Below are 22,720 nucleotides of genomic sequence, written 5' to 3' on the forward strand. Positions count from 1 at the left end.
GTCTACTGGGCAGGTGGTTGACATCCTCGACCAATAAAGTCGATGATCTCGACTGTCGGGATCATTGATTATTTTGGCGAGTGGAGGACGGGCACGTGTCAGGCGGACGAGTCGCCCTGGTCACCGGGGCTTCGCGAGGAATCGGGCGGGGCATCGCCGAACGGCTGGGAGCGGACGGGGTACGGGTGATCGTGAACTACCGCGACGACGCCGAGGCCGCCGCCGAGGTCGTGGCCACTGTCGAGAGCGCCGGCGGCCACGCCACGGCCGTACGCGCCGACGTGGCGGACCCCGACCAACTACGCGGGCTGTTCGAGGCGGTTGAGGACACCCACGGCGCCCTCGACATCCTGGTCGCCAACGCGGGCGTCGCCCGGTTCGCGCCGCTGGCCGACGCGACCGACGAGGACTTCGAGTTCCTCTTCAACACGAACACGCGGCCCATCTTCTGGGCGTTGCGCGAGGCGGCCCACCGCCTACGGGACGGAGGGCGCATCGTGGTGATATCCAGCGGGGTGACCGTCACGGCGCGGCCGTCCGCCGGCCTTTACGCGGCCAGTAAGGCGGCCGCCGAGCAGATGGTTCGGTCAGCGTCGAAGGAACTGGGGCCGCGCGGGATCACCGTGAACAACGTCCTGCCCGGCGCGACCCGCACCGACACCCTGCTGTCGACCACGTCCGCCGAACAGTTGGCGGAAGCCCGCGCGCGGGCACCCCTCGGCCGTCTCGGCGAGCCCTCCGACATCGCGGCGGTCGTGGCCTTCCTCGCTTCGCGGGACGGCGGCTGGATCACCGGCCAGACCATTCACGCGGGTGGCGGCCTGTTCTGACGCCTGGGCGGCCGTTGGCCGGGCCGCTGTGCGCGAGGCGGACGGCCCTGGGGTAGAGCCCGTTGCCGTCCCGCGGCAGGGTCCCGGTGGCGGTGGTACCGACGTCGGCCGGGGGAGGGGCGTCAGCGGTGGCTCAACACGTTGATCACCCGGCCGTTGGGGTCGCGGACGAAGAAGCGCCGCACGCCCCACTCCTCGTCGCTCAGCGGGTGGACGATCTCGGCCCCGCTCTCCCGCACCGCCGCGTGGACCGCGTCCACGTCGTCGACCTCCACGCTCAGGTCGGGGGTGACCGGAGCCGTCTTGTCGGCGGTCATGACGCTGATCTGCGCCGCCGGGGTGGCCTGGGACGCGAACGTCGTGATCCATCCGAGATCCATGACCTCCTCGAAGCCCAACAGACCGTAGAAACCCCGGCTCTCCGCCACGGCCTCCGACTGGATGACGGGCATGACACGGCGAACGGACATCGGGACCTCCGGTGAGTGACTGACACGGCTCCTTGATCCCCAAGGAGTACTACGCGACGCGTTTCTTATCCATCTAGACGCAATCCGCGCTCCCGCCGCGCTCCCGGTGCCACCCTCGGGACACCGGGGGAGCGGAGGGTCGCGGTCCGGCAGGTCCGGGCAGCGAAGTGACCGAGGAGGTCGTCGGATTGACTGTCGCCATCAACCCGTCGGAGGGCGCGGGCGGTCTCGCCACCACAGGCGGTGGGGGCCGGCCGGACAACGTGCGGCAGCTGTTCCGGGCGAGCACCGCCCACAGCCCGTCGTTCTTCTCCCTGAGCAGGGCCGGCGGCGCGGAGGGCACGGTCGACTTCTGCATCCCCTGCAACCCGTACTTCCCGACCCCCGCCATGTTCGAGCAGTTGGCCCGCGAGCTGCGCGGGATCCTCACCTACTACCCGAGCGGCGCCGACACCATCGCGGCCGAGCTGTGCTCGGTGCTCGGACTCAACCCGCAGACGGTCGCCATGGGCAACGGCTCGACCGAGCTGATCACCTGGATCGACCACCTGCTGGTCCGTGACAGCCTCGCCGTCCCGGTGCCCACCTTCGGCCGGTGGACCGACCAGCCGATGGAGACCGGCAAGCGGGTGGACATGTTCCCGCTGCCGGAGGAGCGCGGCTTCGCCCTCGACCCGGCCGCCTTCGTCTCCTTCGTGCAGTCGCGGGGCTCGCGCACCGCCGTGATCTGCAACCCCAACAACCCGGACGGCGGCTACCTGCCGCGGCAGGCCGTCATCAGCATGCTGCACGCCCTGATCGACCTCGACCTGGTGGTGGTCGACGAGTCCTTCATCGAGTTCGTCAGCAGCGAGCCGCAGCCCAGCGTGGCCCAGGAGGCGGTGCTGCTGCCCAACGTCGTCGTGCTCAAGAGCCTCGGCAAGAACTTCGGGCTGCACGGCATCCGCTTCGGCTACCTGGTCGCCAACCCCGCGCTGGCCAGGCGGGTGCGGGACGCGCTGCCCAAGTGGAACCTCAACTCGCTCGCCGAGTACGTGGTGTTCGCGATCCGGGAGCACCGGCAGGAGTACCGCCAGAGCCTCCAACAGGTGCACGCCGACCGGCAGGAGATGCTGCGTCAGCTCAGCAAGCTGCCTGGCATCACCGCCTTCCCCTCCCAGGGCAACTTCATCCTGGTGAAGCTCCCCGAGGGCGTCGACGGCGCGCTGCTGCGCGACCGGCTGCTCGCCGAACACGGCGTGCTGGTCCGCGAGTGCGGCAACAAGCTGCACAGCAGCAGCTCCTACCTTCGCCTCGTGGTCCGCCCGCAGGCCGACGTGGCCCGGCTGCTCACCGGCATGTGCCAGGTCCTCTACGGCAGTGACTGGTACGTGCCGGCGCCCGTCCCCGCCCAGGGCGCGCTGCCCGTCGGGCAGGAGTCCCCCGGCTACTGGGGCGCCTGACCCACCCCGCGAAACCTGCCGGCCCACGGCCCGAACGCCGCCGCGTGCCCCGGTTGTTGCGGGCGTGTGGCCGGCGCATGGACGGTTCGCCGAGGCCGTGGACAAGCCGGAACCGCCTTTGTTAGCTTCACGTTCGTTCCACCCGGCCAACGCCCGCCGGGTGGCGTCGCCTTCCGGCTCTCGGGTGAGGGGGTACGGCCGTGCACGGACCGGTTCTCGCACCGCCGTTGGTCCGGTGCCTCCCGATCGACCTGAGCCGTTCCGCCAGCTGTCTCTGTAGCTGAGTTCCCGTTCCGCGCCCCGCGCCCCGCCGGCGCCGGGCCGTGCCCCGCGCACGCCAGCCACCGCTCCCTCGGAACAGGAAGCGAGAACTCAGCCGTGACGTCGACGAACCACGGGACGCGCACGCCCGGCCGGGACGACGGCCTCGCCGTCGTCCCCGCCCGCGTCTCCGACCCGCTCACCAGGCCGCTGCTCACCGAACTGGAGCACGAGTACCGCACCCGGTACGGCGGCGGCGCCGACGAGATGTCCCGCTATCCGGAGGAGGAGTTCGCGCCGCCGCACGGCCTGCTGCTGCTCCTGCTGCGCGACGGCGCGGCCGTGGCCGGCGGCGCCTACCGCAGGTACGACCCGGCCACGGCCGAACTCAAGCGGATCTGGACCCACTCGGCGCACCGCAGGCGCGGCCTCGCCAGGCGCGTCGTCCACGAGTTGGAGCGGGCGGCCGCCGCGCACGGCTACCGCCGGATCTTCCTCACCACCGGGCCGCGCCAACCCGAGGCGCGCGGCCTCTACCTGGCCAGCGGCTACACCCCGCTCTTCGACACCGAGGCCGACCCCGAGACCATCGGCCCCCTGGCGTTCGAGAAGCAGCTGCCGCCGCCATCTCCCCGTCCGCCCAAGCGACCGGAGACGCCGACATGGACCTCGCGCCCCCCGGCACCGCCCGCCCCGACACGGACCTCGACGACGACCTGAGCACCCTGCGGATCGTGCCGGCCCGGCACCACCTCCGCTGGCTCGCCGGGCTCGCCGTCCTGGTCCTGCTGGCCCAGTTCGCCCACGGGCTCGTCACCAACCCGGGCTGGGACTGGCCGGTGTTCTTCGACTACCTGCTGGCCGACAGCGTCGTGGGCGCCGTCTGGCTGACCGTCCAACTCACCGTGTACGGAACCGCCCTGGGCTTCGCCCTCGGCGTCGTCATCGGCCTGATGCGGCTGTCCCACAGCGTGGTGCTGCGCACCGTCGCGTGGACCTACGTCTGGGCCTTCCGCTCCATCCCGCTGATCGTCCAACTGCTCTTCTGGTTCAACCTCGCCTACCTCTACCGGGAGTTGGGTTTCGGCATCCCGTTCGGCCCGGTGCTGTGGCGGGTCGAGACGATGGACCTGATCGGGGCGACCACCGCCGCCGTCATCGGCCTCGCCCTCCACCAGGCCGCCTACGCCGCCGAGATCGTCCGCGGCGGCGTGCTCGCCGTGGACCCCGGCCAGCGGGAGGCCGCCGCGGCGCTCGGCATCCCCCGACTCCGACAGCTGCGGCGCGTCGTGCTGCCGCAGGCGATGCGGAGCATCCTGCCCAACGCGGCCAACGAGATCATCTCGCTGTTCAAGGGCACCTCCATCGTCTCGGTGATGGCGATCGGCGAACTCTTCTACCAGGTGCAGGTGATCTACCGCCGCAACGGGCGGGTGGTGCCGCTGCTGATGGTCGCCACCGTCTGGTACATCGTCCTGACCACGCTGCTCTCCGTCGCGCAGTACCACGTCGAACGGCGCTTCGCGCGCGGCGCCGAACGCGAGCCCACGCCGGGCCCGCTGCGGCGGCTGCGGGTGCGGCTCGACGAGCTCCGCGCCACCGCGCCGGGCCGCCGCCGGTCGCTCGCCGAGCGGGGTGGCGCCGGATGAGCGCGCCCGTGGCGATGGTCGACGTGCGGGGCGTCCACAAGTGGTTCGGGCAGCTCCACGTGTTGCGCGGGGTCGACCTGCGCGTCGGGGCCGGCGAGGTGACCGTCGTCCTCGGCCCCTCGGGATCCGGCAAGTCCACGCTGCTGCGCGGCATCAACCACCTGGAGCGGCTCGACCGCGGCTCGGTGCGGATCGACGGCGAACTGATCGGCTACCGCCGCGCCGGCCGGACGCTGCGCGAGCTGAAGGAGCGCGACGTGCTGCGGCAGCGCGCGCACATCGGCTTCGTCTTCCAGAACTTCCACCTCTTCCCGCACCTGACCGTGCTGGAGAACGTCACCGAGGCCCCGATCGCCACCCGCCGCAGGACCCGGCCGGCGGCCGAGGCCCAGGCGCTGGCGCTGCTGGCCCGCGTCGGCCTCGGCGACAAGGCCGCCAGCTACCCGCGCCAGCTCTCCGGCGGGCAGCAGCAGCGGGTGGCGATCGCCCGCGCGCTCGCGCTCGAACCGAAGGTGCTGCTCTTCGACGAGCCGACCTCCGCGCTCGACCCCGAACTCGTCGGCGAGGTGCTCGCCGTGATCCGGAGCCTCGCCGAGACCGGCACCACCATGATCGTCGTCACCCACGAGGTCGGCTTCGCCCGCGAGGTGGCCGACACCGTGGTCTTCATGGACGAGGGCCGGATCGTCGAACAGGGCCCGCCCCAGGAGGTGTTGGACCGCCCACGGCACGAGCGGACCCGCGCCTTCCTGTCCCGGGTGCTCTGACACCCCCGCCATTCCCCGCCTCGTCGCCCCTCAGCGGAAGGAAACCACACATGCCGCCCACCCGCCGCCTGGCCACCGCCCTCGCCGCCGCCACCCTCGCCCTCTCCCTCGCCGCCTGCGGTGAGCCGGAGGAGGAGGCCGCCCAGGACCCGGGCCGTTCCGACCGCGCCGCCGAGGTCAACACCAGCCCCGACCAGGACCGGATCCGCACCGACGAGGTGCCGGACATCGCCGCCCTCGTCCCCGCCGAGATCCGCGAGCGCGGCACCCTGGAGGTCGTCAACTCGGTCGGCGCCACACCGCCGTTGAACTTCTACGCCACCGACGACGAGACGGTGATCGGCGTCGAGACCGACATCGCCAGCCTGGTCGCCGACGTGCTCGGCCTCGAACTGCGCCAGTCGACCGTGGACTGGGCGAACATCTTCGTCGGCCTGGACAGCGGCCGTTACGACGCCGGCTTCAGCAACATCACGGTCACCGAGGAGCGCAAGGACAAGTACGACTTCGCGACCTACCGGCTGGACAACGTGGCCTTCGAGGCCCCGGCCGGCGCCGACTGGACGGTGGAGGGGCCGGAGGACGTGGCCGGCCGGCGCATCGGCGTCGGCTCGGGCACCAACCAGGAGGAGATCCTGATCTCCTGGAGCGAGCAGAACGAGGCCGCCGGGCTCGAAGCCACCGACATCGCCTACTACCAGACCCCCACCGACTACTACCTGGCGCTCTCCTCGGGACGCCTCGACGCCTACCTCGGCCCGAACCCGAGCGCCGCCTACCACTCCCGGGTCAGCGGCGAGACCGAGATCATCGGCACCATCTCCGGCGGCGGCGACGAGATCCAGGGCGAGATCGCCGCCACCACCAGGAAGGACAACGGGCTGGTCGAGGCCCTGGCCGCCGCGCTCAACGAGGTGATCGACAACGGCACCTACGCCCAGGTGCTCGACCGCTGGGGCCTGGCCGACGAGGCGGTCGAGGAGTCGGAGATCAACCCGCCGGGACTGCCCCGCCAGGACGGCTGACCCCCCGCTCCGCCGCACGTACGGTGGGGGGATGCGGATCGTGTCCCTCCTACCCTCGGCCACGGAGATCCTCTTCGCGGTCGGCGCCGGCGACGACGTCGTCGGCGTCACCTTCGAGTGCGACCACCCGCCGGTGGCCCGCACCCGGCCTGTCGTCTCCACCAGCGCGCTGCCCGCGGGGCTGCCGCCGGCGGAGATCGACCGGGTGGTGAGCGAGCGGATGGCGGCCGGCGAGGACCTCTACCACCTGGACAGCGGCGCGCTGGCCGGCCTCGGGGCCGACCTGGTGGTCACCCAGGACCTGTGCGCGGTGTGCGCGGTCGACGTCTCCACCGTCCACGACGCGCTGGACTTCCTCGCCTGCCGCGCCGACGTGCTGACCGTCGACCCGCACACCCTGCCCGAGGTGCTGGAGTCGATCCTGACCATCGGGGCCGCCACCGGCACCCGGGACCGGGCCGAACGGCTGGTCGCCGAGCTGTCGGGGCGGCTGGCCGCGGTGCGCTCCCGGGTCGCCGGCCGGCAGCCGGTGCCCGCGCTGCTGCTGGAGTGGACGGACCCGCCGTTCGCGCCCGGGCACTGGGTGCCCGACATGGTCGAGGCCGCCGGCGGCCGCTGCGTGCTCGGCGGCTCCGGCACCGAGTCCTTCCGCACCGGCTGGGCCGACGTGGCCGCCGCCGGCGCCGAGGTGGTGGTGTGCGCGCCGTGCGGCTTCGGCCTCGACGAGTCGGCCCGGCTGGCCGCCGCGGTGGCCGACCGGCTGCCGCCAGGGCTCCCGCTGTGGGCGGTGGACGCCAACGCCTCCTTCGCCCGCCCGGGGCCCCGTCTGGTCGACGGCGTCGAGGCGCTGGCCGGGATCTTCCACCCCGCCGCGGCCGGCGAGCCGGCCCCGGCCCTGGCCCGCCGCGTCGCGTGACGCGGCGGGCCCACCGGGTCAGCGCGTGATGGCGCAGGCCCGGTCGTTGAGGGTGACCCGCGCGGGTGGCGAGGCGTCGCCCGTGTGGTTGGCGAGATAGCCGAGGGTGATGCTCGCGCCGGGCGCGATCGAGGCGTTGTGCGTGGCGCTGTTGGCCCTGACGATGTCGCCGAACTGGCTCAGGTCGGTGTTCCAGTCGGAGACGACGGTCTGCCCGATGGGCAGCGGGAACTCCAGCCGCCAGCCGTCGATCGGCGTCGTGCCGGTGTTGGTGAGGGTGATGTCGACGGTCAGCCCGGTGCCCCAGGAGGTGACGTCGTAGTCGACCCGGCAGGCCGGGCCCGTGCGCTCGAACTCGACCCGGTGCAGGCCGCCCGGCAGGTCGTTGACGACGTAGAACTCGCCGTCCGCCGTCTCACCGACGGCCGTCACCTGGGTCGGGAACTCGCCGATCTCGGCCTGCTGGTAGCCGCCGGAGCCGTCCTCGCGCAGCGCCCACACCGTGGACGAGCAGTAGTCGGTGGCGATGTAGGTGCCGCCCACCAGGTCCGCGTACTGCTCGCCCCGGTAGACGCGGCCGCCGATCACCGCGCAGCCGCCGGTGTAGGGCGAGTAGGTGAAGACCGGCTCGGTGTAGTCGGCGCCGGGCTCGCACTGGGCCTCGTCGAACACCTCGAAGCCCTCGTAGCAGGACCAGCCCAGGTTCACCCCGGCCTGCTCGCCCGCCTCCAGGTGGTCGATCTCCTCCCACCTGCCCTGCCCGACGTCGCCGATCCACAGCGAGCCGTCGGCCTGGTCGACGGAGAACCGCCACGGGTTGCGCACCCCGCTGATCCAGATCTCCGAACGGGCCCCGGCCACGCCCACGTACGGGTTGTCGGCGGGCACGCAGTAGGGGAGGGAGCCGCAGGAGCGGCTCACGTCCAGGCGCAGGATCTTGCCGAGCAGCGTGTCGAGGCGCTGCCCGCTGTCGTACGGGTCGCCCGAGCCGCCGCCGTCGCCGATGCCGAAGTAGAGGTAGCCGTCGGGTCCGAAGGCGATCTGCCCGCCGTTGTGGTTGCTGTACTCGGCGTGCTCCTGCGACAGCAGGGGGGTGAGGCTCGCGTCGTCGAGGTCGTACCTGCCCAGCGTCACCGCGCCGTCGGGGAGCGCGGTGTACGCCAGGTAGAGCTCCCGGCTCGCGTTGAAGTCGGGCGCGAGGGCGATGCCGAGCAGCCCGCGCTCGTTGCCCGACTCGTCGACCGTCGCGGTGAGGTCGATCAGCGGGGTGGCCGCGAGGCCGGTGTCCGGGTGGTAGACGCGGACCGTGCCGCGCTTCTCCACGATGAACAGGCGGTCGGTGCCGTCGTCCGGCGCGGCGATGGCGACGGGGCGGCGCAGCCCGAAGGCGACCTGGGTGGCGCTCGCGGTGACCTCCTCGAGCGGCACCGCCGCCGAGGCGGCCGGCGCCGCGGCGGCGGGCGGCTCCGCGGGGGAGTCGGCCTCGGCGGGCACTCCGAGCAGGGGTAGCGACAGGGCGAGGAGAAGCGCACTCGCCCAGCGTCGTCTTTGCATCTCGGCTCCAAAGGCGATGGGGGGTGATTCCTCGGGAACAGGCGTGCCCAGAGCCGGAGTTGGTGGAACGGGACGGGCCGGATCTGCGAGAGCGTCACGCCTCGCCGGACGGTAGCGGCTTCCCGCCCGTCACACCAGGCCGCCGCCCCCCGCCGGGGGGTCCTGTCGTCCGCCTCACAAGCGGATCAGGGCGAGGATCTCGTCCAACGGCGGCACCAGACTGGTGTCGTCGGCACGCACGGCGCGCCCGCCGTACCGGAAGTCGTAGGTGAAGGCGTCCGCCACCGGCGAGCCCGTGACGTCCCCGGGCAGCGCCGCGAACTCCGGCCCCGCGAGCAGCGCCGTCAGCTCGGCCAACTCCTCCGCACCGAGCCGCCGTTCCTCCACCCCGGCGCGCCGCTCGACGGTGACCGCGCCGTCGGCCGCGACCGTGATCACGTCGTTCACCCCCGCGATCCCGCCGGACACCCGCACCACCAACACGTACCCGTCCCCACCCCCACCGCCGTCACCGCTCTCCGCCCCACCGCCCGCCCCGGCCGCCACCGCCAACACCCCCGCCACCGCCAACACCGCCAGCACCGCCGCCACGGCCAGCACCGCCACCACCCACGCCCGCCTCATTCCGGCAACCTACCCCCGCCGGCCGGCGGGGGTACCGGGCCGTCGTCGACCGGCGCGGGCGCGGCTTTCGAGATGTGGCGCGGGCGGGGTGGGCCCAGACTCGAAGGGCGGGCCCCTGGGCCCGCCTGACTCGTTTCGGCATCCGGGAGGGCCGCATGACCACCACGGAAACCACCACGCTGCCCGGGATCAGGCCCGCCGACCAGGCGCGGGTGGTGGCGCGGGTGCTGCTGCCCGCCGTCGCCGAGGGGCTGGTCCAGCGGCGCTCGTCCGTCATGGCGCTCGCCGAGCGACTGCGGGCGGACCGGGCCGCCGTCGACACCCTCCGCGAGCTGCGCGAGCGCTACGGGCGCGGGCCGCTCGGGCTGCGGGTCGCCGGCCGGTCGCTGGCCCTGCTGCTCGACCCCGACGACCTGGCGCGGGTGCTGAGCGAGAGCCCGGAGCCGTTCACCCCGGCCGTGCTGGAGAAGCGACGGGCGCTGGAGCAGTTCCAGCCGCACGGCTCGCTGATCAGCGTCGGCCCCGAGCGTCGGGAGCGTCGGCGGGTCAACGAGCTGGCGCTGGAGACCGAGCGGCCGCTGCACGACATCGCGCCCGCCGCCGTGCGGCGGATCCGCGAGGAGGCGCTCACCGTGCGGAAGCGGGCCGAGGCCACCGGCCTGACCTGGGACGTCTTCGCCGCCGGCTGGTGGCGCTCGGTGCGGCGGCTGGTGCTGGGCGACGCCGCCCGCGCCGACCGCCGCATCACCGACTCGCTCGCCGGCCTGCGGACCGCCGCCAACTGGTCGCTGCTGCGACCCACCCGCCGCAGGACCCGTGCCGATTTCCTGCGCCGGCTGCGCCGCTACGCGGCCCAGGCGGGCGACGACACCCTGGTCGGCCGGCTGCACGGGCTCGACGTCGCCCCGGGCACCGACCCGGTGGGCCAGGTGCCGCACTGGCTGTTCGCCTTCGACGCCGCCGGCGCCGCCACCCTGCGCACCCTGGCCCTGCTGACCGGGCACCCCGGGCGGCTCGCCAAGTCGCGCGCCGAGTTCGCCGGCGCCGACCTGTCGCGGCCGCACCCGCTGCGCTACCTGCGGGCCTGCGTGCTCGACGCGGTGCGGCTCTGGCCAACGACCCCGCTGCTGCTGCGCGAGTCCACCCTCGACACGGTCTGGCGCGGCGCCCTGGTGCCGGCCGGCACCGCCTTCGTCGCCCACACCCCCTACTTCCACCGCGTCGAGGTCGCCGGCCCCTACGGGGACGAGTTCGAGCCCGAGATCTGGCTCGACGGCCGGGCGGAACGCGACCCGGCCCTGGCCCCGTTCAGCGCCGGCCCGGCCCGCTGCCCGGGCGAGAACCTGGTGCTGCTGACCGCCTCCACCTGGCTGGCGGCCCTGCTCGAGGACCACAGCTACCGCCTCGACTCGCCCGTCCGGCCGCGCGTCGGGGAGCCGATCCCGGCTACCCTCAACCACTTCCCGCTGCGCTTCACCGCCCAGGCCGGCTCGGCCCTGGTTTGATCGCGGGGCGCCGGGGCACCCGGGCGGCGTGCCCGACAGCGCCCTGACCGTGGTCATCGCCACCCGCGACCGGTGCGACCGGCTCGCGGGCACCCTGCGGCGGCTCCGCGAGCTGCCGGAGAACCCGGTGATCCTCGTCGTGGACAACGCCTCGACCGACGGCACCCGACGCATGCTGGCCGAGCACTTCCCCACCGTGCGGACCCTCGGCCTGCCCGCCAACCGGGGGGCGCTGGCCCGCAACGACGGGGTGGCGGCCGCGGCCGGGCCCTACGTGGCCTTCAGCGACGACGACTCCTGGTGGGAGCCGGGCTCGCTGGCCCGCGCCGTCGAACTGCTCGACGCCGACCCCCGCGTCGGCCTGGTCGCCGCCCACACCCGGGTGGCACCGGACGGCGCCCCCGACCCGCTCAACGACCTGCTCGCCGGCTCCTCACTGCCCGGGCCCGCGGGGCTGCCAGGACCCGCCGTGCTCGGCTTCCTCGGCTGCGCCGCCGTGGTGCGGCGCAGCGCCTTCCTGGCGGCCGGCGGCTTCCACCCGCTGCTGTTCTTCGGCGCGGAGGAGACCCTGCTGGCGTACGACATGGCCGCCGCCGGCTGGGTGCTGTGCCACGACCCGCGCGTCGTCGCCGTGCACGGGCCCGACCCCGGGCCCCGGCCCGGCCGGGCGACGGTGATCCACCGCAACGAGGCGCTCACCGCCTGGCTGCGCCGACCGCTGCCGGTGGCCCTCGCCCACACCTGCCGGCTGGCGCGCCTGGCCCTCGGCGACGGCGACGCCCGCCGCGCCCTGGGCCAGCTGCTGCCCAGGCTGCCCGCCGCGCTCGTCGCCCGGCGCCCGCTGCCGGCGGCGGTGGAGGCCGCCGTCCGCCACCTGGAGCTGACCCGTGACACCACCCGCTGAGCCCCGGGTCACCGTGCTGGTGATCACCCACAACCGGCGCCGCGAGCTGCTGCACACCCTGGACCGGCTCGCCGAACTGCCGGAGCGGCCGCCGGTCGTCGTGGTCGACAACGGCAGCACGGACGGCACCGCCCAGGCGGTGGCCCACCGGCACCCCGAGGTCACCCTGCTGCGCCCCGGCAGCAACCTGGGCGCCGTGGGCCGCAACCTCGGCGCCCGCCACGTCACCACCCCCTACCTCGCGTTCTGCGACGACGACACCTGGTGGGAGCCGGGCTCGCTGCGGCGGGCCGTCGACCTCCTCGACGCGCACCCCGGGGTCGCCACGGTCACGGCCCGGATCGTGGTCGAGCCCGCCGGGCACGAGGACCCGATCGTCGAGGAGCTGCGCGGATCGCCGCTGCCGCGCCCCCCGGGGCTGCCCGGGCCGGCCCTCGGCTCGTTCCTCGCCGGGGCCAGCGTGCTGCGCGCCGAGGCGTTCCGGCGGGCCGGTGGCTTCTCGCCCCGGCTCTGGTTGGGCGGCGAGGAGGAGCTGCTGGCCGCCGACCTGATGGCGGCCGGCTGGTGGCTGGTCTTCGACGAGGAGATGCTGCTGCACCACCGCCCGTCCACGCTGCGCGACCCGAGCCGCCGCCGGGCCGACGGCATCCGCAACACCCTGTGGTTCACCTGGCTGCGCCGCACCCCACGGTCGGCGCTGCGCCGCACCGCGGCCCTCCTCGGCTCGGTGCCGCGGGACCTCACCACCGCCCGGGCCCTGGCCCGGGCCGCCGCCGGCGTCCCCTGGGTGCTGCGGGAGCGCCGGCCGCTGCCGGCCGAGGTGGACCGCCGCCTGACGCTGCTCGAGGAGGCCCAGCGCACCTCGAAGGCGCGGCGCTACATCGGCTGACCCCGGGCGCCGGCGGCCAGCACGTCCTCCAGCGCGGCCACCGCCTGGCGCGGGCCGACGCGCAGCAGCCTCGGGTCGGGGCGGACGCCGTGCGGATCCCCGACCCGAGGGCCCCGCTCCGGCCCCGGGCACCACAGCGCCCGGTGGCGGGGCAACGGGGGCGGCCCCCACAACCGGGGCGAGACGGGCCCGAAGAGGACCACGGAAGGCGTGCCGTGCGCGGTCGCCAGATGCGCGACGCCGGTGTCGCCGACCAGCACCGCCGCGGCCCCGGCGACCAGCGCCGAAAGCCCGTCGAAGGAGAGCCCGGTCAGCACCGCGCCGGGGGGCAGCCCGGCCAGCGCCGCCACCCGCCGGGCCAACCCCTCCTCGCCGGGGCCGGCGGTCACCACCACCCGGCGCGGCGCCAGGGCGGCGGCCACCGCCGCGAACCGCTCCGCCGGCCAGCGCCGCGCCCCCGCCTCGGCACCCGGATGCAGCACCACGGCCCCGGGCGCCGGAGACGGCGCCCGGGGCGCGGCGATGCCCACCCGGGAGGGGTCCGCGGGCACCCCGTGCCAGCCGAGCAGCCGGCACCAGCGGTCCCGCTCGTGCTCCCACGCCCGCCAGGCGGGACCCGGGGGCCGGGCGTAGCCGATCAGCCGCCCGGGGCGCAGCGCCGCCAGCGGCTCGACGCTCAGCGGCCCGCAGCCGTGCAGGTCGACGGCGATCCGGGGCGGCGGGCCGCGCCAGGGGATGGCGCGCGGCACGCCACGGCCGGCCGCCTCCGTCGGCAGCAGCTCGTCGACGGCGCCGGTGGCGGCGGCCGCGCCGGCCAGCGCGGCCGGGGCCGCCAGCGTCAACCGGTGGTCGGGGAAGGCGTGCCGCAGCGCGTGCAGCGCGGGCACGGCCGTCAGCAGGTCGCCGAGGCCGAGCGCCCGCAACACCAGGACGCGGTCCCGCCGTTGGCCGGTCATGACCGGCAGCGGGCGGCCCGTCGGGCGAGGTCGGTCGTGGAGCGGCCGTCCAGATAGGGCAGCACCAGGGTCTGACCGTTCCACTCGCGCAGCTCGGCCGCCTCCGGCAGGTCACGGACGCTGTAGTCGCCGCCCTTGACCCAGATGTCGGGCCGCAGCGCCCGCAGCAGCCGCTGCGGGGTGTCCTCGTCGAACTCCGCTACCGCGTCCACGCAGCCGAGCCCGGCGAGCACCCGGATCCGGTCGGCGGCGTGGTTCAGCGGGCGGCCCGGGCCCTTGAGCCGGCGCACCGAGGCGTCCGAGTTGACGCACACGATCAGCAGATCGCCGGTGCGGCGCGCGTTCTCCAGGAACTGCACGTGGCCGGCGTGCAGCAGATCGAAGCAGCCGCCCGCCGCCACCACCGTCCCGCCGCGCGCCCGCACCCGGTCGGCGAGGGCGGTGATCTCGTCGAGACGCCGCGGCTTGTCGACCCGCGCGCCGTCCGGCCCGGGGGCGGCCGCGGGCCGGCTCTCGCTGTACCAGAACCCGCGGCGGGCGCCGTCCTGGGTGACGAAGGCCGCGGCGGCCTGGGTGGCGAGATCGGCGGCCTCCGGCGGCAGGCCGCCGTCCGCGAACACCGTGGTCGCCGTCGCCGCGAAGCAGTCGCCGGCCCCGCACGGGTCGCCCTCCCCGCACGCGTCGACCGGGAGGTACAGCGGGTCGTCGCAGTGCGCGCGGGCCAGCACGGCGCCGCGTTCGCCCAATGTCACGGCCACCGAGAGCGACTGCCAGCGCTCCGCCAGCAGCGAGCCGCGCCGGCTGTGCGCGCGCAGCGAGTCGTCGGCGTCCTCGACGGCGCCCTCGGAGGCCGCCCGGTGGTGCCTGAGGAACCAGCGGGCCTCGCGCTCGTTGGGCGTCGCCATGCGCACCCCGGCGACCGGCGGCTCGCCGCGCGGGTGGGGGTCCCAGACCACGGGCACCCGCCCGGCGGCCCGGAGCAGCGCGGCGCGCACCGCGGCCGCCGTGCCGAGCCCGTAGTCGGCCACCAGCACCGCGCCGGCCTCGTCGAGCGCCGCCAGCGCCGCGCGGCCCGGCGGCCCCGGGACGCCGCCGCCGTGGTCCATCCGCATCAGCGGGCGGTCCCCGGCCAGCACCCGGCACTTGACCGGCAGCGTGCCGTCGAGCGGCAGTTCGGCGAGCCGCACCCCGGCGGGGAGCAGCGCGCGCACCGTCTCGCTCGCCTCGTCCCGGCCGAGCGCGGTCACCAGGACCACCTCACGGCCGTCGCGCGCCGCGAGCGCGGCGGCGAGCCCGGCGCCGCCCGGCCGGCACCGCTCGGACGCGACGTCCACCACGGGCACCGGGGCGTCCGGCGCGAGACGGCCGGCCTCGCCGGTGACGTCCCGGTCGAGCAGCACGTCCCCCACCACGACGATCGGCCGTCCGCTCATGAGCTCTCCTCCGTGAGCACGGCGGCGGGCACCGTCCCGGCGCGGTCGGCCGCCGCCAGTTCCTCGTCGAACGCCTCGCACACCAGGTGCAGTGCCAGCAGGTGCATCTCCTGCACGGTGGCGGGGGACGGGGACTCGACGCAGACCACCGAGTCGGCCTGGGCCGCCAGCGGGTTGGGGCGGGGCCCGGTCATCGCCCACACCCGCACCCCGGCCGCCCGGGCGGCGGTCGCCGCGTCCAGCAGGTTGTCGCTGCGGCCCGAGGTGGACAGCAGCACCAGCACGTCGCCGGGGCGGCCGTGCGCGGCGATCTGCCGGGCGAACACCTCGTCGAAGCCGTAGTCGTTGCCGATGGCGGTCACGGCCGAGGTCTCCGCGTGCAGGGCGATGGCCGAGTACGGCCCGCGCTCCCCGGCGTACCGGCCGACGAACTCGGCGGTCAGGTGCTGGGCCTGGGCCGCGCTGCCGCCGTTGCCCGCGGCGAGCAGCCGGCCGCCCGAGGTGAGGACGACCGCGAGCCGGCGGCCCCACTCGGCGGCCTCGGCGAGGCCCGCCTCCTGATCGCCCTGGAAGTGCCGCAGCGCACGCCGCAGCGACTCGCAGTGCGCACGCGCGGTGGCTGATGAGCTCACGGGTGCCCTCAGCTTCGCGTCTCCGGCCGTGCGGCGACTCGGGCGCGCCGTCGTCGTGTGCGGCTCGGGGGCCGCGCGTTCGTCGCTCACGGGTGCTCCTTCCTCTCGGTCGACGTCCGGGCGCCGGTTCCCGCAGTGGGCCGCCGCCCCTGGGGCCCGGCGCTCACACCCGGTCTCCGATCACCGCCGGGTGGCGACCGTGGAGGCTCTGGTAGATCGCCTCGGTCGCCTCCGCCACCGAGGCCCAGCGGTACCGGGTGAGCACGCGCCGCCGGCCGGCCGCCCCGCAGGCGGCGCGCTCCGCCGGGTCGGCGAGCAGCCCGCCGACGGCCGCCGCGAGGGCGGCCGGGTCACCCGGCGGCACCAGACGCCCGGTCGCCGGGTCGGCCACCGTGTCCCGCTGCCCGCCGACGGCGCTGGCCACCACCGGCACGCCGCAGGCCATGGCCTCCAGCGGCACGATGCCGAACGGCTCGTAGTAGGCGGGGCAGAGCACCACGTCGGCGCTCCTGATCAGCGCCGGCACCTCGGGGCGCGGCACGGCGCCGGTGAACCGCACCCGGTCGGCCACCCCGAGCCGCGCCGCGACCCGCCGCAACCGCTGCACCTCCGGGTCGTCCGCCACCGCGGTGCCGGCCTCGCCGCCCGCGACGACCAGCTCGGCGTCCGGGATCCCGGCCAGTGCCTCGATCGAGACCTCGGCGCCCTTGCGCCGCACCAGGCGGCCGAGCTGCAGCAGCCGGTGGCGCTCCCGCCGGCCCGGCGTGGCGGCCTCGGCGCCGGTCGCCGGCGCGAACCACTCGGGGTCGACGCCGCAGGGCACGACCCGCACCCGGTCGGCGGGCACGCCGAGCGCCGTCAGCTCGGCCACCTCGTCCCGGCAGGTGGCCACCGTGACGTCGCAGCCGTTGCCGACCTGCCGTTCCCAGTCGACGCGGCCCGGCGGGCTGGTGTCGGCGGCCCCCTGGTGCCGGCGCTTGACGCTGCCGAGGGCGTGGAAGGTGTGCGCGAAGGGGATGTGGAGCGCCCGGGTCGCCCACCAGGTGGCCAGGCCCGACATCCAGAAGTGCGAGTGCGCCACGTCGGGTGGCCGCCGCAGCCACTCACGTTCCAGCCGCTCGCTGAACTCCGGCATGTGGGGCAGTAGTTCGTCCTTCGGCACGGGTTCGGCCGGGCCGGCGGGCACGTGTCGCACCTCGATGCCGTGGCCAAGCCGCACGGTGGCCGGCAGCCCGCTCGTGTCCCGGCGGGTGTAGACGGTCACCCGGTGGCCGCGCGCCGCCAGCCCCCGTGCCAGCTGTGCCACGTGCACGTTCTGCCCGCCGGCGTCCGCGCCGCCGAGCGCCGCCAGCGGGCTGGCGTGCTCGGAGACCAGCGCGACGTCGAGTCGGTCGCCCCGCTCCCGTCCTGCTCTGGCCATCAGCGGATCACCTCTTCCAGCAGCCGGTCCCAGTCGCCGAGGAAGCGTTTGAGCCCGTACCGCGACAGCGCCGCCTGCCGGGCCGCGTCCCCGGCGCGGCGCGCCGCCTCCGGGTCGCGCGTGAAGTGCTCGGCGGCCTCGGCCAGCACCTCGGGCCTGGTGGAGAGCACCCCGGCCTCGCGGGGCACCGCCTCCACGGCCTCGGTGGTGGCCAGCGCGACCACCGGCATGCCCAGGTGCATGGCCTCGATCAGGGAGAGCCCGAGCGAGGTCCAGCGCACCGGGTGCAGGTAGAGCCGGCGGCGAGCCAGTTCGCCGTGCATCGCCTCCTGCGGCAGCTCCCACGCCCGGCAGCGGTCGGGCGGCGCGCCGATGGCGGCCGGCAGTTCGGCGGTGCCCATGCCGAACACGTCGAGCGGCACGGCGTCGGCCAGCGCGGGCAGCAGGTCGGTGCCGGTGACCCGGCCGCGCCGGAGCGGCTCGTTGACGACGACGGCGGCCCGCTCCAACTCCCCGGTCCAGCGGTGCCCGGGGTCGACCACGCCGTGCTCGACGACCGCGGTGCGGGTGCCGCCGTTGTCCCAGAACAGCCGGTTGAAGTGGGTGACGTGGACCAGCGTCACGTCGTCCCGGTCGGCCACCGGGTGCCGGGTGAGCGGCACCCGGCCGTCCGGCGCGTTGTGCTCCAGGTACACGGCCGGCAGGTCGCGCCCCGGGCGCCGGCCGCCGAGCCACCGCTCGGCCAGCTCGGCCTCGTGCGGGCGTTGCAGCACCACCACGTCCACCGGTTCGTCGCGCAGCCGCCACGGCGGGAGCTCCACGACCGAGTCGGGCCAGGTCCAGCTGCGCGCCCGGCCGAGCCCGTCGGGGCCGCGGTCGGGGAGCACCGGCAGCAGGTAGGTGTGGTTGCCCTGCACGAACGCCGTCGTCCACGAGCCGTGGACGTGCCAGAGGAGGATGTTCATGTCCGTGCCTTTCGTCCGAGCGAGTCGCAGGGGGGCCCACTGACGGTGAGCCGTGCCACGGCGGCCAGGACCTCCTCGTCGGTGATGGAGTCCAGGCACGGATGGCCGGGCACCGGGCACTCCCTGGCCCGGGTGCCGGCGCAGGGCGAGTCCTGCTGGCCGAGGAGCAGGTGGGGCACCTGGTACGGCAGCCAGCGGTCGGCGCTCACCACCGGGGAGAAGAGGCTGATCACCGGGGTGCGCACGGCCGCGGCCAGGTGCGCGGGACCCGTGTTGCCGACGATGACCAGCCGGGCCTGGCGCAACACGCCGGCCAGCTCCGGCAGTTCGGTCCTGCCGCCCAGGTCGAGGGCGTGCCGGCCGGCCACCCGCCGGGTCAGCGCGGCCTCGTCGGGGCCGCCGGTCACCACGACCCGGTGTCCCGCCTCGCCGAGCGCGGCGACGGCCCGGGCCGCCCGTTCGGCGCTCCAGGTCCGGGAGGGCACCGAGGCACCGGGGTGCACCACCAGGTAGGGGCCGGCACCGGTGAGGGCGGTGGTGTCGGGCGGCCGGCGCACCCGCAGCTCCCCGCCGTCGCCCTCGGGCAGCCGGAAGCCGGCCGCCTCGGTGAGTTCGAGCGCGGCGGCGGCCTCGTGCCGGTAGGGCGCCCGCTGGTGGCGCAGTTGGAGCAGCGACCCCGGGTAGTGCTCGCTGTCGGCGGCGATCCAGGGCACGCCGGCCAGCTTCAGCAGCAGGGCGGCGGGCAGCGGGCTCTGGTGGTGGGAGGCGAGGATCAGCGCCCGGTCGTACCGGTCGGCGGCGAGGCGCCGCACCAGCGAGGTCACCTCGGCCGGGTCGAGTTCGGGCGCCGCCAGCCGCACCCACGGCGCGTCGTACACCAGCACCCGGTCGACCCCCGGCAGCAGCCGGCCGGCGGCCTCGCCGAGCGGGCCGCACAGCAGCGCGACGGTGCTGGAGCCGGCCGCGGCGGCGCGGATCGCGGGCCCGGCCAGCAGGACGTCGCCCGCGCTGTCGAGTCGGACGACCAGGGTGCGGGGCGGGTGGGCGCCGGCGCCGGCGGCGAGCGGCGCGGTCACGGGGCACCGCCCGCGACGAGCGGCGCGCCGGTCAGCAGCGTCCGCGCGGCGGAGAGCAGGTCGGGGGCGCGCAGGGGCGCCGCGGCGACCTCCTCGGTCCTGGTGGCGGCGGTGGGCACCAGCACGCCGCGCGCTCCCGCGGCGTGCGCGGCCGCGACGTCGCTGCCGATGTCGCCGATCACCACCGTGCGGTCCGGTGCCACACCGAGCGCGGCGCAGGCCGCGATGACCAGACCGGGCGCCGGCTTGCGGCAGCCGCAGCCGTCGGCCGCCAGGTGCGGGCAGACCGCCCAGACGCCGAGCGGACCGAGCAGCGACTCGATCCGGTGCCGCATGGCCTCGACCTCGGCCCGGCCGAAGCGGCCCGCGGCCACCCCGGACTGGTTGCTGACCACGCCGAGCGCCACGCCGTGCGCGCGCAGCAGGTCGAGCGCGGCCCGCGCCCCGGGGAGCACCCGCACGAGGGTCGGGTCGGCGTTGTACGGCACGTCCTCGATCAGGGTGCCGTCGCGGTCGAGCAGCACGGCGTCCGGGACCCGGGAGCGGCTCCCGGGCGGGCGGCGCCGGGGGGCGGCTCCTGGCGGTCCTGGGGCGAGAAGCCAGGGTCTTCCGCCGGCTGCCGTGCGGTCAGTCATGGACCAGCGAGTTGCCCGAAATGCCCGATATAAACATGTCGGCCGGAACCCCGTGCCGCGGCCCGACCCCGCGGTGCCGCACCAGGCCCGTGACCCAGTGCGCCACGGCCACCGGCGGGATCGCCACGCTGGTCACGGCCATCAGCCGCAGCTCGGCCGCCGTGCGCGGCCCCGGCCTGATCCGCGCCGCGGCGAACTCGGCGGTGCCGGCCAGCCACAGACCCGCGCCGGCCGCCGCCACCCGCGGCCGGCCGGCGGCCAGGGCCGCCAGCGCGCCGAGCCCGGCGAGCGTCACCGCCACATGCCCGGGGAACCGGCCCCGGGGCGCGCGCGCCCGCCGCCGCCAGCCGGGACCGTGCAGCCGGCCCATCAGCACGTCGTCCGCGTTCCCCGCCTGGGCCCGCACCGACGCCCACGGTCCCGCGGGCCGCACCGGATGCGTGGTCACCCGCTCGCCCACGGTCAGCAGCCAGCCGGCCGCGAGCACCCGCAGCGCCAGGTCGGCGTCCTCGCGGAAGGCCCGCCGGAAGCGCTCGTCGAACCCGCCCACGTCCCGCAGCGCGGCCCGCCGGTAGACCATGTCGGCCGTGATCCAACTGGCCGACGCCAGGCCCATGGTGCCGCGCTCCCAGTCGGTCGGCCGCCGGTGGCTCGGCGCCGGCACCTCGATCCGCGCCTGGATCCCGCCGGTGCCGGGGTCCGCGGCCGCCAGGTCGGCCGCGAGCGCCCGGCGCCAGCCCCGGGCCGGCACCACGTCGTCGTCGAGGAACGCCACCCACGGCTCCGGCACCCGCCGCCACCCCGCGTTGCGCGCCGCCGCCGGCCCGCGTCCGCCGCCCGGCACGATCTCCACCAGGTCCCGCAGGCCCTCCGGCACCGACACGTCCAGTGGCTCGGGGTCCCGCGGCGGCCGGTCGTCGACGAGGACGACGCGGGCCGGGGCCGGTCCCTCGCCCTCGGCCAGCGCCGCCAGCAGCCGCCCCAGCGAGGGCCGGCCGAGCGTCGGCACCACCACCGCGTACTCGGGGTACTCGGGAACCTCGCCGGCCGTCACGCGCTGCCCCGCCCGCCGTCGAACAGCTCGCGCCGCCGCACCACGAAGGGACCGATCGCCAGCAGGTCGACCGGCGCGGAGCCGAAGCACTCCAGCGCGTCCCGGGGATCGTCGACCATCGGCCGGCCGGCCGTGTTGAGGCTGGTGTTCACCACCACGGGCAGCCCGGTGGCCCGCTCGAACTCCGTCAGCATCCGGGCCACCAGCGGCTCCTCGGCCGGGTCGACGGTCTGGATCCTGGCCGTGCCGTCCACGTGCGTCACGGCCGGGATCCGGTCCCGCCAGGCCGGCCGCACCTCGTGCACGAAGAGCATGTACGGGCTGGGCAGCGGCCCGTCGAAGATCTCCGGTGCCCGCTCGGCGAGCACCATCGGGGCCACCGGCCGGAACTGCTCCCGGCCCTTGATGTCGTTGAGCCGCTCCAGGTTCCCGGAACGGCCGGGGTGGGCCAGCAGCGAGCGGTGCCCGAGCGCCCGCGGGCCGTACTCGGAACGGCCCTGGAACCAGGCCACCACCGCGTTCTCGGCCAGCGCCCCGGCCACCGTGGCGGCCACGTCCGGCGGCCGTTCGAACGGCACTGCCGCCGTCTTCAGCCACGCCTCCAGCTCCGCGTCCGGCCAGCCACGACCGAGCGCCGGGCTCGGCATCGGCCGGGTCGGCGCCGGGTCGGCCACCGCGGCGTGCAGCAGGGCACCGCCGAGCGCGGTGCCGGCGTCCCCGGAGGCCGGCTGCACCCAGACCCGGTCGAACGGGCCCTCGGCCGCGATCCGCGAGTTCGCCACGCAGTTCAACGCCACCCCGCCGGCCATCGTCAGCACCGTGTCGTGGGTCCGGCCGTGCAGCCAGCGCACCAGGTCGAGCAGCGTCTCCTCGAGCACCGCCTGACCGCCGGCCGCCAGGTCGGCGTGGTCCCGTGTCCACGCCTCGCCCGGCCGGCACGGCGGACACAGCTCGGCCCACGGCACCCCCGCCGCCACGAAGCCGCCGTCCCCGGTCGGGTGCACGTACCGGCGCAGCTCGGGCAGGAACCGGTTCCGGTCCCCGTAGGAGGCCAGCGCCATCACCTTGTACTCGTCGCTGGACCGCAGGAAGCCGAGATGCTCGGTCAGCTCCTCGTACACCAGGCCGAGCGAGTGCGGCAGCCGCTGCGCGTGCAGCGACTCCAGCCGGTCGCCGACGCGCCGGGCCGCCAGGTGGGAGGCCGACTCGCCGCGCCCGTCGAGCACCAGCACCGAGCAGCGCTCCGCGTCCGGCGCGGCGAAGGCGGAGGAGGCGGCGTGCGCGAGGTGGTGCGGGACGAACCGCACCTGCTCCGGATCGAGCCCCGGCAGCGCCTCGCACAGGAAGCCGGGCGCCTGCCGCGCGTACTCCTGCCGCAGCCCGTCCCAGGGGTCGTCCAGCCCGAGGTCCGCGGCCGGAGTGGCCAGCGCCGGGTCGTAGGAGTAGGTCACCGCGTCCAGGTCGCCGGGGCGGAGACCGGCCTGGCTCAGGCACCAGGCGGCCGAGCGCTCCGGCAGCTCCCAGGCCGCGAACGGCACCGGCCGCTTGCCGTGCTTGCGCCGGGAGAACCGTTCCTCCTCGGCCGCGGCGACCGTCCTGCCGTCGACCACCAGGGCCGCGGCCGGGTCGTGGAAGAGGGCGTTGATGCCGAGCACACGCATGGGACCTCCGAGGGGTGGAAGAGCGGGCGAGCGGAGAAGCGGGGGAGGGGAC

The 22,720-nt window shown here is 75.8% G+C and carries 22 protein-coding genes; 10 read left to right on the forward strand and 12 right to left on the reverse strand.

Annotated elements, in window-relative coordinates; translation table 11 throughout:
- Positions 1–95: 95 nt before the first annotated feature.
- Positions 96–830, forward strand: coding sequence for an SDR family oxidoreductase (locus RNC47_RS03400; protein ID WP_311595358.1), 735 nt, complete (start codon positions 96–98; stop codon positions 828–830).
- A gap of 122 nt (positions 831–952) precedes the next feature.
- Here RNC47_RS03400 and RNC47_RS03405 read toward each other — a convergent pair whose 3' ends face one another.
- Positions 953–1,300: a VOC family protein gene (locus tag RNC47_RS03405; RefSeq protein WP_311595359.1), complete on the reverse strand. Its 348-nt coding sequence runs from the start codon at positions 1,298–1,300 to the stop codon at positions 953–955.
- A 188-nt stretch (positions 1,301–1,488) separates the two neighbouring features.
- On the opposite strand from RNC47_RS03405, the gene RNC47_RS03410 reads away from it, so the two are divergent.
- The 6 genes from RNC47_RS03410 (at position 1,489) to RNC47_RS03435 (ending at position 7,360) form a co-directional block, all read left to right on the forward strand.
- Entirely contained in the window at positions 1,489–2,742 is a 1,254-nt protein-coding gene (locus RNC47_RS03410) for a pyridoxal phosphate-dependent aminotransferase (protein ID WP_394814693.1), read from the forward strand.
- 471 nt (positions 2,743–3,213) lie between these two features.
- Positions 3,214–3,723, forward strand: a complete 510-nt coding sequence (locus RNC47_RS03415) for a GNAT family N-acetyltransferase (RefSeq protein WP_311595597.1) — start codon at positions 3,214–3,216, stop codon at positions 3,721–3,723.
- The gene (locus RNC47_RS03420; RefSeq protein ID WP_311595361.1) at positions 3,666–4,652 is read left to right on the forward strand and encodes an amino acid ABC transporter permease; all 987 of its coding nucleotides are present in this window, start codon (positions 3,666–3,668) and stop codon (positions 4,650–4,652) included. Before RNC47_RS03415 ends, RNC47_RS03420 begins: the two co-directional genes overlap by 58 nt.
- Positions 4,649–5,419 (forward strand): amino acid ABC transporter ATP-binding protein, encoded by a 771-nt coding sequence (locus RNC47_RS03425; RefSeq protein WP_311595363.1) that lies wholly within the window; start codon positions 4,649–4,651, stop codon positions 5,417–5,419. The genes RNC47_RS03420 and RNC47_RS03425 overlap by 4 nt, the downstream gene beginning before the upstream one ends.
- A 50-nt stretch (positions 5,420–5,469) precedes the next feature.
- Positions 5,470–6,444 carry an ABC transporter substrate-binding protein gene (locus RNC47_RS03430; protein WP_311595365.1) on the forward strand — a complete coding sequence of 325 codons (975 nt, stop codon included), beginning with the start codon at positions 5,470–5,472 and terminating at the stop codon, positions 6,442–6,444.
- A 31-nt stretch (positions 6,445–6,475) separates the two neighbouring features.
- Positions 6,476–7,360, forward strand: a complete 885-nt coding sequence (locus RNC47_RS03435; RefSeq protein WP_311595367.1) for an ABC transporter substrate-binding protein — start codon at positions 6,476–6,478, stop codon at positions 7,358–7,360.
- Positions 7,361–7,378: 18 nt separating this feature from the next.
- Here the strand turns inward: RNC47_RS03435 and RNC47_RS03440 are convergent, their stop codons facing one another.
- Complete coding sequence (locus RNC47_RS03440; RefSeq protein WP_311595369.1) at positions 7,379–8,914, reverse strand: PQQ-dependent sugar dehydrogenase; 1,536 nt, start codon at positions 8,912–8,914, stop codon at positions 7,379–7,381.
- A 174-nt stretch (positions 8,915–9,088) separates the two neighbouring features.
- The gene (locus RNC47_RS03445; RefSeq protein WP_311595370.1) at positions 9,089–9,538 is read right to left on the reverse strand and encodes a hypothetical protein; all 450 of its coding nucleotides are present in this window, start codon (positions 9,536–9,538) and stop codon (positions 9,089–9,091) included.
- 155 nt (positions 9,539–9,693) lie between these two features.
- On the opposite strand from RNC47_RS03445, the gene RNC47_RS03450 reads away from it, so the two are divergent.
- From RNC47_RS03450 to RNC47_RS03460, 3 genes are read left to right on the forward strand one after another with little or no spacing between them, the layout of a single operon-like run.
- Complete coding sequence (locus tag RNC47_RS03450) at positions 9,694–11,043, forward strand: cytochrome P450 (RefSeq protein WP_311595372.1); 1,350 nt, start codon at positions 9,694–9,696, stop codon at positions 11,041–11,043.
- Between the two features lie 28 nt (positions 11,044–11,071).
- The gene (locus RNC47_RS03455) at positions 11,072–11,947 is read left to right on the forward strand and encodes a glycosyltransferase family 2 protein (RefSeq protein ID WP_311595373.1); all 876 of its coding nucleotides are present in this window, start codon (positions 11,072–11,074) and stop codon (positions 11,945–11,947) included.
- Positions 11,931–12,836 carry a glycosyltransferase family 2 protein gene (locus RNC47_RS03460; protein WP_311595374.1) on the forward strand — a complete coding sequence of 302 codons (906 nt, stop codon included), beginning with the start codon at positions 11,931–11,933 and terminating at the stop codon, positions 12,834–12,836. The genes RNC47_RS03455 and RNC47_RS03460 overlap by 17 nt, the downstream gene beginning before the upstream one ends.
- Here the strand turns inward: RNC47_RS03460 and RNC47_RS03465 are convergent.
- The 9 genes from RNC47_RS03465 to RNC47_RS03505 all read right to left on the reverse strand — a co-directional run bounded on the left by RNC47_RS03465 (position 12,824) and on the right by RNC47_RS03505 (position 22,668).
- Positions 12,824–13,792, reverse strand: coding sequence for a glycosyltransferase family 9 protein (locus tag RNC47_RS03465; protein ID WP_311595376.1), 969 nt, complete (start codon positions 13,790–13,792; stop codon positions 12,824–12,826). The two genes, RNC47_RS03460 and RNC47_RS03465, sit on opposite strands and share 13 nt — an antisense overlap.
- Positions 13,789–15,225 (reverse strand): D-glycero-beta-D-manno-heptose 1-phosphate adenylyltransferase, encoded by a 1,437-nt coding sequence (gene rfaE2, locus RNC47_RS03470; RefSeq protein WP_311595378.1) that lies wholly within the window; start codon positions 15,223–15,225, stop codon positions 13,789–13,791. Before rfaE2 ends, RNC47_RS03465 begins: the two co-directional genes overlap by 4 nt.
- Positions 15,222–15,857, reverse strand: coding sequence for a D-sedoheptulose-7-phosphate isomerase (locus tag RNC47_RS03475; protein WP_394814700.1), 636 nt, complete (start codon positions 15,855–15,857; stop codon positions 15,222–15,224). The genes rfaE2 and RNC47_RS03475 overlap by 4 nt, the downstream gene beginning before the upstream one ends.
- A 163-nt stretch (positions 15,858–16,020) precedes the next feature.
- Complete coding sequence (locus tag RNC47_RS03480; protein WP_311595380.1) at positions 16,021–17,277, reverse strand: glycosyltransferase; 1,257 nt, start codon at positions 17,275–17,277, stop codon at positions 16,021–16,023.
- Positions 17,277–18,242, reverse strand: a complete 966-nt coding sequence (locus RNC47_RS03485; RefSeq protein WP_311595382.1) for a glycosyltransferase — start codon at positions 18,240–18,242, stop codon at positions 17,277–17,279. Before RNC47_RS03485 ends, RNC47_RS03480 begins: the two co-directional genes overlap by 1 nt.
- Positions 18,239–19,318, reverse strand: coding sequence for a glycosyltransferase family 9 protein (locus RNC47_RS03490; RefSeq protein ID WP_311595383.1), 1,080 nt, complete (start codon positions 19,316–19,318; stop codon positions 18,239–18,241). Before RNC47_RS03490 ends, RNC47_RS03485 begins: the two co-directional genes overlap by 4 nt.
- Positions 19,315–19,953 (reverse strand): D-glycero-alpha-D-manno-heptose-1,7-bisphosphate 7-phosphatase, encoded by a 639-nt coding sequence (locus RNC47_RS03495; protein ID WP_311595384.1) that lies wholly within the window; start codon positions 19,951–19,953, stop codon positions 19,315–19,317. Before RNC47_RS03495 ends, RNC47_RS03490 begins: the two co-directional genes overlap by 4 nt.
- Positions 19,946–21,007, reverse strand: coding sequence for a glycosyltransferase family 2 protein (locus RNC47_RS03500; RefSeq protein WP_311595386.1), 1,062 nt, complete (start codon positions 21,005–21,007; stop codon positions 19,946–19,948). The genes RNC47_RS03495 and RNC47_RS03500 overlap by 8 nt, the downstream gene beginning before the upstream one ends.
- Positions 21,004–22,668, reverse strand: coding sequence for a carbamoyltransferase family protein (locus RNC47_RS03505; protein WP_311595387.1), 1,665 nt, complete (start codon positions 22,666–22,668; stop codon positions 21,004–21,006). The genes RNC47_RS03500 and RNC47_RS03505 overlap by 4 nt, the downstream gene beginning before the upstream one ends.
- Between the last annotated feature and the right edge of the window lie 52 nt (positions 22,669–22,720).

It is taken from the genome of Streptomyces millisiae, assembly GCF_031845425.1.
GTDB classification, from domain to species: domain Bacteria; phylum Actinomycetota; class Actinomycetes; order Streptomycetales; family Streptomycetaceae; genus Streptomyces; species Streptomyces millisiae.